At 71.7% G+C, this 15,831-nt stretch carries 13 protein-coding genes; 3 read left to right on the top strand and 10 right to left on the bottom strand.

The features are described 5' to 3' along the window. Positions 1-128: 128 nt before the first annotated feature. Positions 129-482, bottom strand: a complete 354-nt coding sequence (locus ACTOWY_RS17425) for a hypothetical protein (protein WP_441310673.1) — start codon at positions 480-482, stop codon at positions 129-131. 124 nt (positions 483-606) lie between these two features. Here ACTOWY_RS17425 and ACTOWY_RS17420 point away from each other — a divergent pair, with 124 nt between their 5' ends. The 3 genes from ACTOWY_RS17420 (at position 607) to ACTOWY_RS17410 (ending at position 4,687) form a co-directional block, all read left to right on the top strand. Further along, positions 607-2,031, top strand: coding sequence for a glycoside hydrolase family 76 protein (locus tag ACTOWY_RS17420; protein WP_441310672.1), 1,425 nt, complete (start codon positions 607-609; stop codon positions 2,029-2,031). Between the two features lie 100 nt (positions 2,032-2,131). Next, positions 2,132-3,673 (top strand): hypothetical protein, encoded by a 1,542-nt coding sequence (locus ACTOWY_RS17415; RefSeq protein WP_441310671.1) that lies wholly within the window; start codon positions 2,132-2,134, stop codon positions 3,671-3,673. A 27-nt stretch (positions 3,674-3,700) separates the two neighbouring features. Then, the gene (locus ACTOWY_RS17410) at positions 3,701-4,687 is read left to right on the top strand and encodes a hypothetical protein (protein ID WP_441310670.1); all 987 of its coding nucleotides are present in this window, start codon (positions 3,701-3,703) and stop codon (positions 4,685-4,687) included. A 50-nt stretch (positions 4,688-4,737) separates the two neighbouring features. Here the strand turns inward: ACTOWY_RS17410 and ACTOWY_RS17405 are convergent, their stop codons facing one another. The 9 genes from ACTOWY_RS17405 to ACTOWY_RS17365 all read right to left on the bottom strand — a co-directional run bounded on the left by ACTOWY_RS17405 (position 4,738) and on the right by ACTOWY_RS17365 (position 15,641). Then, on the bottom strand, positions 4,738-5,358 hold the full coding sequence (locus tag ACTOWY_RS17405) for a LysE family transporter (protein ID WP_441310669.1): 621 nt from the start codon (positions 5,356-5,358) through the stop codon (positions 4,738-4,740). Between the two features lie 169 nt (positions 5,359-5,527). Beyond that, complete coding sequence (locus ACTOWY_RS17400; RefSeq protein ID WP_441310668.1) at positions 5,528-7,162, bottom strand: class I adenylate-forming enzyme family protein; 1,635 nt, start codon at positions 7,160-7,162, stop codon at positions 5,528-5,530. Beyond that, positions 7,159-8,838, bottom strand: coding sequence for a CoA transferase (locus tag ACTOWY_RS17395; protein WP_441310667.1), 1,680 nt, complete (start codon positions 8,836-8,838; stop codon positions 7,159-7,161). Before ACTOWY_RS17395 ends, ACTOWY_RS17400 begins: the two co-directional genes overlap by 4 nt. Further along, entirely contained in the window at positions 8,835-9,617 is a 783-nt protein-coding gene (locus tag ACTOWY_RS17390) for a class I SAM-dependent methyltransferase (protein WP_441310666.1), read from the bottom strand. The genes ACTOWY_RS17395 and ACTOWY_RS17390 overlap by 4 nt, the downstream gene beginning before the upstream one ends. Then, positions 9,614-11,179 carry a class I adenylate-forming enzyme family protein gene (locus ACTOWY_RS17385; RefSeq protein WP_441310665.1) on the bottom strand — a complete coding sequence of 522 codons (1,566 nt, stop codon included), beginning with the start codon at positions 11,177-11,179 and terminating at the stop codon, positions 9,614-9,616. The genes ACTOWY_RS17390 and ACTOWY_RS17385 overlap by 4 nt, the downstream gene beginning before the upstream one ends. Continuing rightward, positions 11,176-12,480 (bottom strand): protoporphyrinogen/coproporphyrinogen oxidase, encoded by a 1,305-nt coding sequence (locus ACTOWY_RS17380; RefSeq protein ID WP_441310664.1) that lies wholly within the window; start codon positions 12,478-12,480, stop codon positions 11,176-11,178. The genes ACTOWY_RS17385 and ACTOWY_RS17380 overlap by 4 nt, the downstream gene beginning before the upstream one ends. Further along, the gene (locus ACTOWY_RS17375) at positions 12,477-13,415 is read right to left on the bottom strand and encodes a UbiA family prenyltransferase (protein ID WP_441310663.1); all 939 of its coding nucleotides are present in this window, start codon (positions 13,413-13,415) and stop codon (positions 12,477-12,479) included. The genes ACTOWY_RS17380 and ACTOWY_RS17375 overlap by 4 nt, the downstream gene beginning before the upstream one ends. A gap of 10 nt (positions 13,416-13,425) precedes the next feature. Next, positions 13,426-14,556: a DegT/DnrJ/EryC1/StrS family aminotransferase gene (locus ACTOWY_RS17370; RefSeq protein ID WP_441310662.1), complete on the bottom strand. Its 1,131-nt coding sequence runs from the start codon at positions 14,554-14,556 to the stop codon at positions 13,426-13,428. Further along, a complete protein-coding gene (locus ACTOWY_RS17365; RefSeq protein WP_441310661.1) occupies positions 14,556-15,641 on the bottom strand; it encodes a DegT/DnrJ/EryC1/StrS family aminotransferase in 1,086 nt (361 codons plus the stop codon). The genes ACTOWY_RS17370 and ACTOWY_RS17365 overlap by 1 nt, the downstream gene beginning before the upstream one ends. Between the last annotated feature and the right edge of the window lie 190 nt (positions 15,642-15,831).

Below are 15,831 nucleotides of genomic sequence, written 5' to 3'. Positions count from 1 at the left end.
CCGGCGGGCGCTGGCCTCGGCGTGGCCGGCCCTCGGTGAGCCGGATGACCGCCGCACCGCTCGCCTACCGAACGGTCGGTAGCGGCGTGCTGCGCACCGCCGAGGACTGCCTGCCGCTGGCCACCGCCCTAGCCCGCACGCACACCGTGCACCCCGGTTGGATGGCGCGCTACCGGGAACCGCTGGCCGCGGGCGACGACCACGGCGCGTTCGCCGCTTTCCCGCGCGGCTCGGGCGGCGCGCCGCGGATCGCCTGCCGCGGCCCGGCCTGGCGGCGGCCACGACCGCCACCGGCGGCCAACCTGGCCGAGCACGAGCAGATCGCCGCCCAGCGGGCCCGGTTGCCCGGCTTCGCCGCCGTCACCGCGCCGATGCCGCTGCCCACCGGCGGACGGGCCGCGGCGGAGTTCGCTCCGCTCGCCGATCCCGCTGCCCGGACTGGACCACTTCGGGCCGGAGGGGAAGTCGGCGAGTCTTGTCACGGAACGGATTCTGGCCTGGCTGACCGATTCCGGCCGTTGACGGCCCGCCGCGACCCGGCCTACGTTCGAGCTGGACCCGGCCGCGCACCCACCCCTGCCGGAGCGCCCGGTCCAGGAGGTCACCATGCTGCGCCCGGCGTTGACCGCTGCCCTGATCGCCGCGACCCTGCTGACCATGACCCCGCCCGCGCACGCCGCCGCCACCGTGTGCAACCGGCACTGCGACGCCCGCGACCCCGCCCTGGCGCCGCAGGACCGCGCGGCCCTGGACGTCACCCTGTTCGGCCGCCGGATCTCCTTGCACTTCAACGACACCGACGCGATGGGCTGGGCCGCCCTGGACGCCGCCACCTCCGGCGACGAGGTCTGGCTGGACCGTTCCTTCGACGGCGGCCGCACCTGGACCCCGCGCCTGGGCAACACCGCCGTGCCCGCCGGACGGAGCGGCCGGCGCACGCTGATGTACAACGTCGACGACTGGGCCAACCGAGCGGTAGGCGCGCTGCGGGCCTGCGCGAAAGTCAAGGACCGCCCCGAGATCGCCTGCACCGCCTGGGCCCGGACCACCTGGAACGCCTACGACCGGCGCACCGCCGCGGCCACCGCGCTGATGCAGTTCTACAACCGGGACACCGGCCTGTTCGACACCAGCGGCTGGTGGAACTCGGCCAACGCGCTCACCGCGATCATCGACAACATCCGGGTGTCCGGAATGGACAGTTACCGGCACGTCATCGCCACCACCTACGACCGCAACCGAGCCGCCGCGCTCGGGGAGTTCCGCAACGAGTTCCTGGACGACACCGGCTGGTGGGGCCTGGCCTGGATCGCCGCCTACGACCTCACCGGCGACCGCCGCTACCTCAACACCGCCCGGGCCGACGCCGGGCACATGCACGCCTACTGGGACGGCCGCTGCGGTGGCGGGGTGTACTGGAAGACCGACCGGCGGGTGAAGAACGCGATCACCAACTCGCTCTACATCCAGCTCAACGCCGCCCTGCACAACCGGATCCCGGGTGACACCGCCTTCCGCGACCGGGCCCGCGCCGGGTGGACCTGGTTCCAGGGCACCGGAATGATCAACAGCGCCGGGCTGGTCAACGACGGCGTCACCATGGCCACCTGCCGCAACGACGGCAAGCCCGCGTGGACCTACAACCAGGGCGTCATCCTGAACGCGCTGGTCGAACTGCACCGCGCCACCGGCGACCCCGCGCCGCTGGCCCGCGCCCGCCGCCTGGCCGACGCCTCCACCACCAGCAGCGCGCTCAACCCCGGCGGCATCCTGCGCGAACCCTGCGAACCCAACAACGACTGCGATCCGGACGGACCCTCGTTCAAGGGCGCCTACGTCCGCGGACTCGGCGCGCTCAACCAGCTCCTGCCCGACCGTCCCTACCGCTCCTACCTGCGCAGACAGGCCGACTCGGCGTACACGCGGACCCGGACCAGCCTGGACACCTACGGCCTGCGCTGGGCAGGGCCGTTCGACCGGGCCGACGCCGCCCGCCAGCACAGCGCCCTGGATCTGATGAATGTCACGTAAACCGGGGACGCCCGGCGGAGAACCACTCGCGCGGCCCCGTCACCCCGTCGTATAGTGCGCGCGGCCCCGATCGGGGTATGCGCGTATGGGGAGTCACGGGGTGGAGTGGGTTCGCACCGAGATCGACGGTGTGCCGGTGTTCTGGTCCGAGCACGAGGGCGAGTTGACCGCGGGCCTGGTGTTCCGGGTCGGCCACGCCGATGAGCGACTCGCCCGGCGCGGGATCACGCACCTGGTCGAGCACCTGGCGCTGCACCAGGCCGGGGCCAGGCACGATCAGTCCAACGGCAGCGTCGACGCCACCCTGACCACCTTCCTCACCCACGGCGACGCCGGGCACGTGCGCGATTTCTTCGCCCGGCTGTGCGCCGCGCTGGCCGAGCCGCCGGTGGACCGGATCGCCGCGGAGAACCAGCTGCTGCTCACCGAGGCCGACGGCCGCAGCCGGGACATCCAGTCCTCACTGGCCATCTGGCGTTACGGCGCGGCCACCTATGGCCTGAGCGGCTACGACGAATTCGGCGTCGGCCAGCACAGTCCGGAAGAGGTCCGGGCCTGGGCGCGGGCCTGGTTCACCACCGGCAACGCCGCGCTGTGGCTCATCGGCGGCCCGCCCCCGGACGGGCTGCGGCTTCCACTGCCCGCCGGGCCACGGATCCCGACGCCGGAACCCACCTGCACGCTGCGCCGCACCCCCGCCTACTTCAACGCCAGCCTCAACGGGGTGGCCGCGGGTAGTGTGGTGGAACGCTCCACCGCGGCCACCGCCTACGCGGATCTGTTGCAGCGCAGGCTGTTCCAGAGCCTGCGCACCGCGGAGGGGATCAGCTACAGCCAGACCGCCACCTATGACCGGCGGGACGCGTACCTGGCCGAGATCACCGCCTTCGCCGACGGCCTGTCCTCTGTCCACTCGCGACTGGTCCGCGGGTTCACCGAAGTGATCGACTGGCTGGCCGAGTTGCCGCCCAAGGAACACGAGGTGGCCGAGCTGATCGAACTGCGCCGGGCCCCGTTGCTGGACCCCAGGATCCGGGCCGGACTGCCGGTGGGTGCCGCGCACGCCGAACTGTTCGGCGCCGAACCGCCCACCATCGCCTCGGTGGAGGCCGAGCTGGAATCCCTGTGCGCCGAGGACATCCAGGACGTCGGGATCACGGTGCGGGACAACATCCTGCTCATGGTCCCCGAGGGCCACACCCCAGCGGGCGACCGCTACGTGGCCGCGCCGCACACCTCCACCGGCCGGGTCGAGGGCGAGATCCTGCTGCCCATCGAATCCGCCCAGCCCGGTGAGCAGAACCCGTTCGGCCCCGGCACCACCGGCCGGCCGCGGCTGTGCGTCGGGCCGACCGGGATCAGCCTGATCAGCGGGCCGGAGTTCATCACCATCCGGTTCGCCGACTGCGCCGCGATGCTGGCCTGGCCGGACGGCGCCCGGCACCTGATCGGCCGGGACGGGCTGCACCTGCGGATCGAGCCCACCCTGTGGAAGTACGGGGCCGCGCTGCCCGACCTGATCGACCGCGGCGTGCCGCCAGGGGTGGTGGTGCCCAAACCCCCTCGGGCCGACCACGAAATCCCCCGGCAGGTCAGGAGCAGCTCCTGGAGCCGCCTGCGTGCCCGCCTCAAGCGTCACTGAACCCCTTCTCGTGCCTGGAGAAACGCCGTGCCCAGCAAATTCATGATGATCATGCGTGTCCTGCGCGACATCGGCATCAGCACCGACGCGGGCCAGCCCGACCCGGACTTCAAGGCCGCCGAGCACGACCTCTACAAGGGTGACCTGGAGGTCGCCTGGAAGCTGGCCGCGGCCACCCAGGGCGACCACGAGTTGCGCGCCGACCGGATCGGCAAGATCAGCAAGATCCTGGTCCGCAACGTGGACGAGCTGGGCAAGATCGCCGCCGCCAACCCCGACGACGCCGACCTGCACCTGCTGCTGGGCGCCACCCGGATCCAGCACGCCTGGAAGGTGCGCACCGGGGCGACCGCCGACCAGGTCAGCCGGGAGCAGTTCGAGCAGTTCTGGTTCATCCTCGGCGGCGCCTACGATCCGCTGATGCGCGCGGCCGAGCTGCGCCCGGCGGACCCGGTGCCCTGGGACAAACTCCAGTGGCGCGGACTGGGTCTGCAGGTCAGCCGGGACGAGATGGACGAGGTCTGGCAGGAGCTGACCGACCGCGACCCGTACCACTATGGCGCGCACTACTCCCGGGTCCAGGTGCTGTGCGAGAAGTGGCAGGGCAGCCACCGGGAGGTCCTCGAATTCACCAGCGAGGTCGCCGACTCCGCCCCGCCAGGGGAGCCCTTGGGCGCGCTGACCGTGGCCGCGCACCTGGAGGTCATGATGGGCACCGACGCCGAACCCCTGGACTACTTCGGCCGCCCGCACATCAGCGCGCAACTGGTGCGGATCAGCGACACCTGGCTGGCCGGCCTGCGCCCGCACCACCGCAACATCGAGGCGCACCACCTGCTCGGCGTCGGGCTGTACCTGGCCGGGGAACGCGAACGCGCCCGCGACCACCTGTCCAGGGTGAGCGCGCGCAGCATCACCGACGGACTGCCGTGGAGCTACATCGGTTACCGCTACGACAAGCTGGACTACCGCGCCATCCGCAAGTCCCTCGGCCTGAAGATGAAGGACGCCTAGCCAGCGCGGAGCGGCACCCCACCGTCAGGTGCGGTGCCGCCTCCTGTGCGTCAGCTGAACGCCAGGCTGATCGCCAGCCCGGTGATCAACGCCGCCGAGGCCAGTGCGGTCGCCAGCCGTCCGCGCGGTCCGGTGAGCAGCCGGCCCAGCAGACTGCCGCCGGTGGCCAGCACCAGTTGCCAGCTCGCCGAGGCGAGGAAAGCGGCCAGTACGAACACGATCGCGCTCCACCCGGTGGCCGCGGTGCTGGATCGGGCCAGCACCAACGCGGAGAAGTACACCACCGTGGTGGGGTTGAGCATCGTGATCCCCAGCAACAACAGGAACGCCCGGCCCGGCCTCGGCGGTGACGCCGTGGAAGCCGGGTCCTGGCCGTCCCGGAACCGGCGCACCGCGGCGTAGGCGGTCCGGATCGCCAGTCCCACCAGGATCAGCACCGAGGCCCAGCGCAGTGGTTCGGCGATCGGCCGGAGCAGATCGGTGAGCGCGGCCCCGCCGAGCACGGCCAGTAAGGCGTAGAGACCGTCCGCCGCCGCGACGCCCAGGGCAGCCGCGGCGCCGATGCGCAGGCTGGTGCGGGCGGAGAGGGCGACGAGGTAGGTCGCGACCGCGCCGACGGGCATGGCGATGCCATAGCCCGCGAGCAGTCCGGCGACCAGCGCCTCGATCATGACCGGGGGTGGATCGGCCTCCAGGGGAGCAGGGTGCGCTGCTGCCGACCGGCCGGTCGGTCGGCGGGTCGGGGCAGCAGCGTCAGGGTTTCGGTCATGCCGGGAGGGTGCGCCGGGGCTGGGTGGTGCGGCAACCGAATTTGGTGGGGCCCGGTATGCCCCACCGACTTCACTTGCGCGCGGGTTGACCCTGCGGTTGCCGCGGCGGTGGTGGCGCGGGGCGGTCGGCGGCCAGTGCGCTCAGCGTGTGCCTGCACACCTTCCCGGTCGGCCCCAGCGGCAACTCCGCCAGCAGCATCAGCACCTCCGGCAACTTCCGCCGTTCCAGGCCCCGTTCCCGTTCCAGGTATCCCGCTAGCGCCGCCAGTGTCAGTGCTTCGGTGCCGGGGTGCTGGACCAGGCAGGCGGCCAGTCGTTCGCCCAGTTCCGGGTCGGGCACCGGCACGCAGGCGACGTCCGCGATGTCCGGGTGGGCGCCCAGGTGAGTTTCGATCTCGGCGGGGCTGATGTTGAGGCCGCCGCGGTTGACGATCTGCTTGAGCCTGCCGGAGACGTGCAGGCAGCCGTCGCGGTCCAGCTGACCCAGGTCGCCGGTGCGCACCCAACCATCCAGTCGGTAGGTGGCGTCCAGACCGGGATCGGCGACGTAGCACAGCGGGGTCATCGGGCCCAGTGCGATGATCTCGCCCTCCTCGCCGCGGGGCAGTGGCCTGCCGGTGGGGGAGAGGATTTGCAGCTGGGCGACCGCCGGGTCGGGCAGGCCGGTGCCGGTGGCGGGGGTGATGCCGGTGCGCGCGGTGTGGCAGTTGACGCCGTCGGCCGAGCCGTACACCGTGATCACGTTGTCCGCCAGCCGTTTCCGGCAGTCCGGCAGCAGGCTGGGCGGGAACGCGGCCGAACTGGACACCACTGCTCGCAGTGATGAAGTGTCCTCTGTGGACTGACGGGGGGTGCCGACCATGCGGCGCAGCATGGTGGGCACGCCGAAAAGGTGCGTCGGGCGTTGTTCGGTGATCAGCCGGAGGGCCCCGGCCGGGTCGAATTTCGGTTGGGTGATCAGGGTTCCGCCGAGTGCGGCCAGGGTGACCGGCACGCCGAGGGAGCCGTAGGAGGAGGACAGCGGCACCAGTACCAGGTTGCGCATCGGGCCCTCGCCGGTGTGCAGCGAGCGCACGTAGCGGGCCCGGCCGCCGAGGAAGGCGTTGTGCGAGTAGGCGATCATCTTGGGTTGTGCTTCGGAGCCGGAGGTGACCAGGATGCGCACTGGCCCGTCCGGATCGATCACCGCGGGTGTCCACGGCTCCGGCGGGACCGGGGTCTCATCCAGGGACACACAGCCCTCGGGGGCCGGGCCGAAGACGAAGACCCGGCACAGTGCGGGCAGTTCGGGGCGGGCCACGGTGATCAGCGCGGCGGCCCGGGAGCGGCCGAGCAGGCTGACCGAGTCCCGGGTGCCGCGACCGTAGGGGTAGGGCAGGGACACCGCGCCGAGCGCGGCCACCGCGAGTTCGGCGGCCACCGCGTGGCGGCCGTTGGGCAGCTGGATGCCGATGATGTCCCGCTGTCCCAGCCCGGCCGCGCGCAACGCGGTGGCGATCCGGCGCACCTCCCGGTCCAGGTCGACGTAGTCCAGGCTGCCGAGTTCGTCGCTGACCGCGATCCGGCACGGCCGGGCCCGCACCTGCCTGCGGAAGGCGGTGTAGACGTCCAGGTCGGGGCAGTGGCCCTCGCGGACCCATTGCCTGCGCAGCGCGTGCGGCACCAGATCACCTAACACGATGCCGTTGTTCGAGGTCCAGCTCACGAGAACTCCCAGGGCAGGGTGGGGGTGGCGAAGCCGTTGTCCTGCCGCAGCACCGCGCCGAACCGCGGATCGCGGGGCAGTTCGGCCAGGTCGGTGCACACTCGCACCGCGGGCACGCCGACCGAGGTCAGCCGGTCCAGCCAGTGACTGGTGGACTGCTGGGCGCAGCGCGCCGCGAGGTGGGCGTAACCGGGTGGGTCGGGCAGGTCGAAGGCCTTGGCCATCCTGTTGTTGTGCTTGGGATCCGCCGAGATCGCCAGCCAGCCGTCCAGTGTGGACAGTGGTTCGCGGCGCGGGGTGCGCGGCATCCGGCGCAGCACGGCGGCGGCGGAGAGCAGTGAGGAGTCGACCCGGCGGCCGCGGCCCTCGCGGAAGCGGGCCAGCAGACCGGCGAGCACACCCTGGGCGCTGACGAGTCCGCCGAGGATGTCGGTGAGGGTCATCAGCGAGGGTGCCGCGGGTTCCCTGGCGGGTCGCACCTCGGCGGCGAGTCCGCTGTAGGCCTGCACCATGAAATCGGTGCCCAGGGGCGGGCGGGGGCCGAGGTGATCGCCCCAGCCCGAGGCCCAGGCGTAGACCAGGCCGGGGCGTACCTTGGCCAGGTCTTCGGCGTCCAGCCGGAGTTGCGCGGCCTTGCCGGGCGCCCAGTTGTGCAGGAACACGTCCGCGCCGGTGACCATGTCCAGCAGTTCGGCCCGGCCGGAGGGGGTTTTGAGGTCGACTTCGACCACGTGTTTGCCGTCGTTGATGGCGCGGAAGCGGGCCGAGGTGTCCCCGGCCATCGGCGGCATGCCGCGCAACAGGTCGCCGCCACGGGGTTCCAGGCGGATCACCCTGGCGCCGAGCAGCCGCAGCAGGTGCCCGGCCATCGGGCCCTGCAACCGCCGCCCGGCCTCGATCACCACCAGGCCATCCAGGGGATTCTCGCGCGCCAACCGACCGTTCGGTCGGGACGCGGGACCCAGCGGCGTGATCCGCCAGGGCGGCAGGTCGGCCAGGCTGTGCCCGGCCGGGTTGAGCCGCAGCACGCTGACTCCGGTGAGGTCGGCGGCGGCGTGCACCGCACCGAAACAGACCCGGTTCGCGGCCCGGAACAGGGGTTCGGGCAGTGGGCAGGTGGCGGTGGCGTAGCGGTGCTGGAACGGCCGCCAGCCTGCCCGGATCGCCTCCGGTTCGGCGGCCAGCACGGTCCAGAACCGGTGCCAGCGTTCGGCTTCGAAGGTCTCCACCTCGAACCGCACCCCGTCGCTGGCGAGGAAGGGCGGACCGCCGGGGTGCAGGGGTTCGATCCAGTCGTCCCCGGCGGTGCGCGCGGCCAGGTATTGCGACACCGACAGCAGTGCGGCCTGCGCCACCGAGGTCTCTGCCCTGCGTAGCCGCAGGCCGCGGTGCCGGGCCACCAGGACGGCCAGGACTCCTTGCGCGGCAAGGACTCCGGCCAGCACGGTGGCGTAGTCCACGTCCAGCGTGGTGGGTCTGCCGTAGCGGCGGCCGTGCACGTGCGCGATCCCGCAGGCGGCCTGCACGGTGGTCTCGTCCAGCAGCGGCGCGGCCACCGGACCGGCCCAGTCCACCACGCAGTCCGCGTCCTGGCCCTCCACGCCCAGGGTCTGGAGTTGCCGCCAGGCCAGGATGCGCGCGGCGGCGGCCTCGGTGTCCAGCCGCACCGGGCTCACGGCCGCCGTCCCTGCACCGAGTAGAACACGCAGGAGGCGGCGCGAAAGCCGGGATCGGTGAGCAGCGCACGCAGTTCGGTGAGGTCGTGCTCGGTCAGTCCGGCGGCCAGCAAGGGTTCTCGCAATCGGTAGGTGTGGTTGAGCTGGAGCCGCAGCCCTGGCGAGTCCGGCCGCCACTGGCTCAGGTACGGCACCGGGTCGATCTCGACGAGTCCGGCGGCCCGCATCGCGGTCGCGACCCGGCTGCCCCAGGCGCCGTCGGCGCCGGTCGCGGACATCACCGCGGCCTTGGCGGTCAGGAATTTCTGGTACAGCTCGGCGGCCCGCTGGTCCGGGGTGAGCAGGGCGGGCCCGTAGCCGAGGTCGAGATCGTCGAGTTGCAGCACCCCGCCGGGCCGCAACGCGCCGACCAGCCGGTGCAGCACGGACAGTCGTTCGGGCAGCAGCGGCAGCACCTGGCGGGCGTGCACCAGGTCGAAGGCGTTACTCGGCAGTGGATCGTGCCGGATGTCGTGTCGCAGCACGGACAGCCGGCGTTGTGGGGTGAGGTGCCGGGGTTCCAGGTCGGTGGCCAGCACCCAGCCGTCCGGGCCGACCCGTCCGGCCAGCCAGCGGGCGATGCTGCCGTTGCCCGCGCCGACCTCAAGGCACCGCCAGCCGCTGCCTGCCCCGGCCTCGGCCAGCCGTGACCTGGTGATCGGGTCGTAGGCATCGGCGAGGAATCGGTGCTGGTCAGCGGCGTGTTCGCTGCGGTTGTCGGAGAAGACCGGGGCGCTCATGTCCACCGCCCGCTGCCGTGTCGCTCAGCCCTACCGACCAGTCGGTCGAGAAGCTGTTGACGGCGGACCTTGCCGGTGCCGGTGCGTGGGACCTCCGCCCAGGTGAGCGCGACCGGGTCGGCCAGTGGCGGCAGGTCGCGCAGGGCGCGCTGCCAGGCGATCGGGTCCAGGGTGCCGTCCGCGGTGACCAGCACCGGGATCGGCGGCTGCCCGCGCACGCCGAGCACCACGGCCTCCAGGACCTCGGGCAGCCGCTCTTCCAGGAGGTCCTCGGTGCGTACGCAGCTCAGTTCGGGGGTGCGGTCGACCTCGCGGTCCAGGAACAGGATCGCGCCGGAGCGGGTCTGTCTGCCCAGGTCGCCGGTGTTCCACCAGCCCGCGGTGTCCTTGGCCGCGAACCGGTCCGGCTCGCCGACGTAGTCCAGGCAGCGGGCCTTGGTGCGGGCCAGTACCAGCCCGGTGTGCCCTGGCGGCAGCGGGGCGAAGGTGCTGGGATCGACCACCCGCAACCGGGTTCGTCCCGGCAGCGGGTGGCCGAGGTTCCTGGTGGTGGGTTCCGGATCGTGGCCGCGGGCCAGGGCTTTGTGGGTGAGGAAGCGGAAGGTGAGCGGCCCGGTCTCGGTCTGGCCCCAGCCCTGCATCCACAGTGGACGGTTGCGGCGGGAGGCGTGCAGGTAGGCGCGCACGGTGGGCGGATGCATGGCGTCGTAGGTGCTGACGAACAGCCGCACTCGCCGGAACGGGTTGGCCGGGTCCGCGGTGAGGTGCTGGTGCCGCACGTACCAGGAGGGCAGTGCCTCCAGGGTGCTCGGCGGATGCTGTTCGAGCAGCTCCCGGTCGTGCTCGCCGCTGAGGATGAGGATCTTCGCCGGGGCCAGGCACAACACGCTGGCGGTCCAGCAGAAGGTGCGGCCGTGCGCGAAGGAACTGGCGCTGGCCACCGTGTCGGTGCGCCGGGTGCCGATCACCGGCCAGCGGATCGCCTCGAACCGGGCCAGCCGACCGATGATCGTCCTGGTGGAGTGGGTGACCAGCTTGGGCAGCCCGGTGGTGCCCGAGGTGTGGTTGATGACCAGGGGATCGTCCTCGGCGCGCCGTTGCGGCCCAGGGGCTTGGTGGCCGCGCACATCGTCGAGGGTGAGCACGCCCTCGGGTCCGTGGTCCAGGGTGAGCGTGCGCCGGGCCAGCGCGGGCAGGTCACCCATGGCGAGATGGCGGCCGGCGCTGACCAGCAGCGCCGGGTCGAGGCGTTTGAGCAGCACCTCGGCCGTCTCCGGCGGCAGGTGGCCGGACAGCAGCGCGGGCACCGCGCCGAGCCGGATCGCCGCGCAGGCAAGGAGGTCGTAGTCCCAGTGGTTGTCCTTGAGGATGGCCACCCGCTCACCCCGGCGCAGTCCGGCGGCGGCCAGCCAGCCCGCCATGGCGCGCACCAGTCCAGCCAGTGCGGGCAGGTCGTGGCTGGTGCCGGGGGCCAGGTCGAACGGCCGGTCCAGGTGCACGATGGTGCCGTTGCCGCGTTCGGCGCACTCGTCGAAGAGCACGCCCATGTCGTGTGGTCTCACGCCGGTTCCCTCCGCGGGCTGAGTGTGGTGCAGGCCTGGATCCGCCGCGCGGCCAGCAGTGCGCTCTGTACGGCGGCCTCGCTGTTGGGGCGCAACAGGATCCAGTCGCCCGCGTACTCCACCGGACCGGGTGGCCGCCGGTGGAAGGCGGGTTGCAGCCGCAGTGCGGCCGGGGTGGCCTCGGGCAGGCCGTGCCGGAACCGGTGGCTGTGCGCGGAAATCAGGGCCGCGGCCAGGCCGGGCACGTACTTCTCCGCCGCCGTGGTCAGTATGCCGGTGACCAGATCCTCCGGTGCGTCAAGGAGATCCGGGATCGCCCTGGGTGCGGCGAGCAGGGTGAGCAGCCCCTTGCCGTGGGGTGCGCGCGAGCGGTGCTTGGCGTGGTCGACCACGATCCCGCCGAGCACGCCGTCCTCGATCTCGGGCAGCAGCAGGCAGTACAGCTCACGCGCGCACTCCGGTCCGAGCGGCCGGTCCAGCAGGCAGCTCACCTTGAGCATCGGCGTGTAGGTACAGGCGTCCACATAGGACTGTTCGGCGGCGGGCGGGTTCAGGTAGATCGCCCTGGCCTGCGGTGCGGGCAGGCACAGTGCGACCGTGCGCGCGGTGAACGTGCCCGCGCTGCTGCTCAGGCGCGCGGATCCGTTGCCCGCCAACACTTCCCGCACCGCGCAGCCAGTGGTCACGTCCAGCCGGGTGGCCAGCAGCCGGGCCAGGGTGTCCATGCCGTCGCGGTAGGTGCGCCACCCGGTGGACGGCCCGACCATCCGCAGCAGGTGCAGGAACGGGGCCGCCGCCGACCGGTCCTGGTGCCAGCCGAAGAACCCGCCGGTGACCGGTTGCAGCAGGTACGCGCCGATGTCCGGGTGGTACCGCCTGCCGAACTCGGCCACCGTGGCCGTCCCGGCCCGGCTCGCCCCGGTGACCATCAGCCGCACCAGGTCCAGCCGGGCCCGCGGCGAGAGCCCCGCCCCGGTGAGCGCCCCGCGCGGATGCGCCACCCCGGCGTGCGCGCGGCCGTCCCGCCACATCCCGATCTCGCCGGAGACCTTGGGCACCGCAACGGGATCCACGCCCAGTTCGTGCAGCAGTCGCCAGGTCTGGTCATAGCCGCGGCCGGAGATCTGCTCGGCGCCGGTGTCGATGGCGTAACCGTCCCGGCGCATGGTGGCCATCCGCCCGCCCACGTGTTCGGCGGCCTCGAACACCCGCACCGAACGCCCGGCCTGCCGCAACGTGTGCGCCAGGGTCAGTCCGGCGATGCCCGCGCCGACCACCGCCACATCCAGGTCCGGGCTCATGATTGCCGCACCACCAGGTTGATCACGATCAGCAGCGTCACGGTGATCCGGTGCACGTGGATGCCGAGCCTGCGGGCCCGCAGGATGTCGCCGTCCCGGAAGCCCTGCCCGAACTGCAACGCGCGCAGGATCAACGTTGGCGCCAAAGCGAAAGCGAACCACCAGGGCGCGATCTCCAGTGCCGAGGAGCCGACGATGAGCGCCATCTCGGCCAGGGTCAGCGCGAGTACGAACAGCCGGTTGCCCGCCGCGCTGGTCCTGGTGGCCACCGTGATCCGCCCGACCGTGCGGTCCCCGCGCACGTCGTTGGTGTTGGAGTACACCCCGAACAGCAGCGGCCCCAACCCGAACAGCAGTGCCTGCACCACGGTGAACCCGGTCAGCTCGCCCCCGGCCAGGCCGATCGGGGCCAGCACCAGCACCCAGCCGATGAAGGCCAGGTAGAACTCCTGGCAGCCGATGTAACTGAGCTTGAGCCCGTAGGAGTATTGCGGGTACAGCGCCAGCATCACTCCGGTGAGCACCAGCGCCCACACCGGTGGCGCGGGCGCCAGCCACACCGCGCCCGCCCAGCACAGCGCGCCGAGCAGGAACGCGCCCCAGGCGAAGCGGAGCACCTGGTCCTCGGTCAACGTCCCGGCCACCAAGGGTTTCCGCAGCATCCGGCGGGCGGGCGCGTCCGGGCCGTAGTTGATCGCGTCGCTGCCGTCGCGGAACCCGGTCAGGTCGTCGAAGGCCACCAGCGAGGCCATCAGGATGATCTCCCCGGCCAGGAACAGCCCGAGCAGCACCAGGATCCTGGGTTCGGTGAGCAGGCCCAGCGGCAGCAGGGTGAGGACCAGTGGCAGGCTGAGGTAGTAGTCGAAGATGTCCAGTTTGGCCAGCCGCGCGTAGGTGCGCAGCCTGCCTTCCACGGGCAGGGCGACGGTGCTCACGCGCTCTCCTTCATCGGGTGCCCGCCGGGGCCGGGGCAGGCACGAACGAGCAGACGGCGTCGGCGATCCGCTCGACCTGGGCGTCGGTGAGGTGCGGGTAGATCGGCAATGCCAGGATCTCCCGGCTGGCCAGCTCGGCCTGTGGCCAGGAACCCGTTGCCCAGGAAGCGAAAGCGGGCTGACGCGGCAGCGGCCGGGGGTAGTACACATGGGTGCCCACACCTTGTCGCGCCAGGTGCGCTCGCAGCTCGTCCCGGCGGGTGGCGCGCAGGCAGTACACGTAGTAGCAGCGCCCGTTGCGACCACCCGGCGGTGGCCGGATCCCTTGGGCGGCAAGGGGTTCGAACCGGGCGTTGTAGTAGGCGGCGAGGTGCGCCCGCCGTTCCAGCCGCTCGGGCAGGCCGGGCAGGCGGTGCAGCTGGAACAACGCCATCAGCTCGTCGAAGCGGCTGTTGTAGCCGATCCGGTGGTGCCGGAACCGGGTCCGGCCGTCCTGGCCGTGGTTGCGCAACATCCGCACCGCCCGGCCCAGTCCGGGATCCTTGGTCACCACGGCCCCGCCCTCGCCGATACCGCCGAAGGTCTTGACCTGGACGAAGGAATACACCCCCGCCTCACCCCACAGTCCGGCAGGCCGCCCGTCCAGCACCCCGCCTTGGGCGACCGCGGAGTCCTCCAGCAGTCGCAACCCGTGCCGCGCCGCGAGATCGGTGAAGGCGGGCATATCGGCCATCGCGGAGAACATGTGCGCGGGCAGCAACACCTTGGTACGCGGCGAGATCAGTCGCTCGGCCTGCTCGGGGTCCATGGTCATGGTGACCGGGTCGATATCGGCGAACACCGGCCGCGCGCCCAGGTTGACCACGGTGGAAGCCAGTGGCGCACAACCGAAAGCGGGTGTGATCACCTCATCGCCAGGGCCGACGTCCATGGCGTGCAACAACATCGTCAGCGCCGAGGTGCCACTGGAACAGGCCACCACGTCCGCCGCGCCGAGTTGCTCGCGCAGTTCCCGCTCGAACCTGGCGGTGTGCTCGCCCAGGATGAACCGCTGCGCCGGCCCGGTGCCCAGCTCGTAGAGCAGGTCCAGGAGCACCTCGCGGTCGGCGGCGAACAGGTCGTCGGGGAAGAAGGGCACCATCACGCGCTCCCGGAGTAGAACTCGCCGATGACCGCGCACACCCGGTCCACCTGGTCCAGGGTCAGGTCCGGGTACAGCGGCAGGGCCAGTGCGCGCCGGCAGGCCGCCTCGGCCACCGGGAAGTCACCGGGCCGATGCCCCAGGTGGGCGAAACAAGGCTGGAGATGCAGCGGAGTGGGGTAGTAGATCTCGGTTTCGATCCCGCGGTCGGCCAGGTATCTGGCCACACCGTCCCGGTCGTCTGCCTCGATCAGGTATACGTAGTACGCCCCGGTGGTGGCCGCATTTCTTTTTACTACCGTGGGTAGCCGGGTTATCCCGGAAATACGGGACAACTGCGCCGAATACGCGGCGGCCAGTTCACCGCGTCGGGCTATGTCCGCGTCGAGCCGGGTGAGCTTGGCCAGCAGTACCGCGGCCTGCAGATCGTCCATCTTGCTGTTGCACCCGGACAGCCCGGTTTCGTTGGCGATGCCAGGGAAATGGTCCAGGGTGCGCCCGCCCCGCCCGTGATGCCGCAACGCGGCCACCCGGTCGGCGATCAGCGGATCGTCGGTCAGCACCGCCCCGGCATCGCCCAGCGCGCCCAGGGTCTTGGTCGGGAAGAAGGACAGCACCCCGCCCGCGCCGAACAGCCCGGCGTGCCTGCCGTTCCAGCGCATGCCGATCGCCTCCGCGCTGTCCTCGATCATGGTCAGCCCGGCCCGGCCCGCCACCGCGCCGAGTTCGTCCAGGTCCGCGAGCTGGTGGAACAGGTGCACCGGCAGCACGAACCGGCAGCGCGGGGTGATCGCGGCGGCGAGCGCGGCCGGATCCATCGCGTAGCTCGCCGGTTCGATGTCGGTGAACACCGGCCTGCCCCCGGCCAGCACCACCGCCGAGGCGGTGGCGATGAAGGTGAACGCGGGCACCAGCACCTCATCGCCCGGCGCCAGCCCGGCGGCCCGCAGCAACAGCACCAGCGCGTCGGTGCCGCTGTTCACCCCGAGTGCGTACCGGGCGCCGGTATAGGCGCACAGAGCCTGTTCCAGTTCGGCGACCTGGCGGCCATGCGAGTACTTGCCGTGTGAAAAAACCTGCCCCACTCGTTCGCTGATCAGTGGCCAGAGCTGCTCGAACGAGGCGGATTGGGTGAAAAACGGAACCGCCGCGGAATGCGAAATACCCGCTTGCACAGGGCTGCTCAGGACGCCCACCTCCGCTACTCTCGGTGTCGGTGCTCGCGACTGAGCGTAGGAATCACGCCTGTCTTGTCGAGGGCCGATCGCACACTCG

It is taken from the genome of Crossiella sp. CA198 (genome assembly GCF_052078295.1).
Classification (GTDB): domain Bacteria; phylum Actinomycetota; class Actinomycetes; order Mycobacteriales; family Pseudonocardiaceae; genus Crossiella.
The sequence above is the reverse complement of the archived record's forward strand: the minus strand, read 5'-3'. Positions and strand labels throughout refer to the sequence as shown.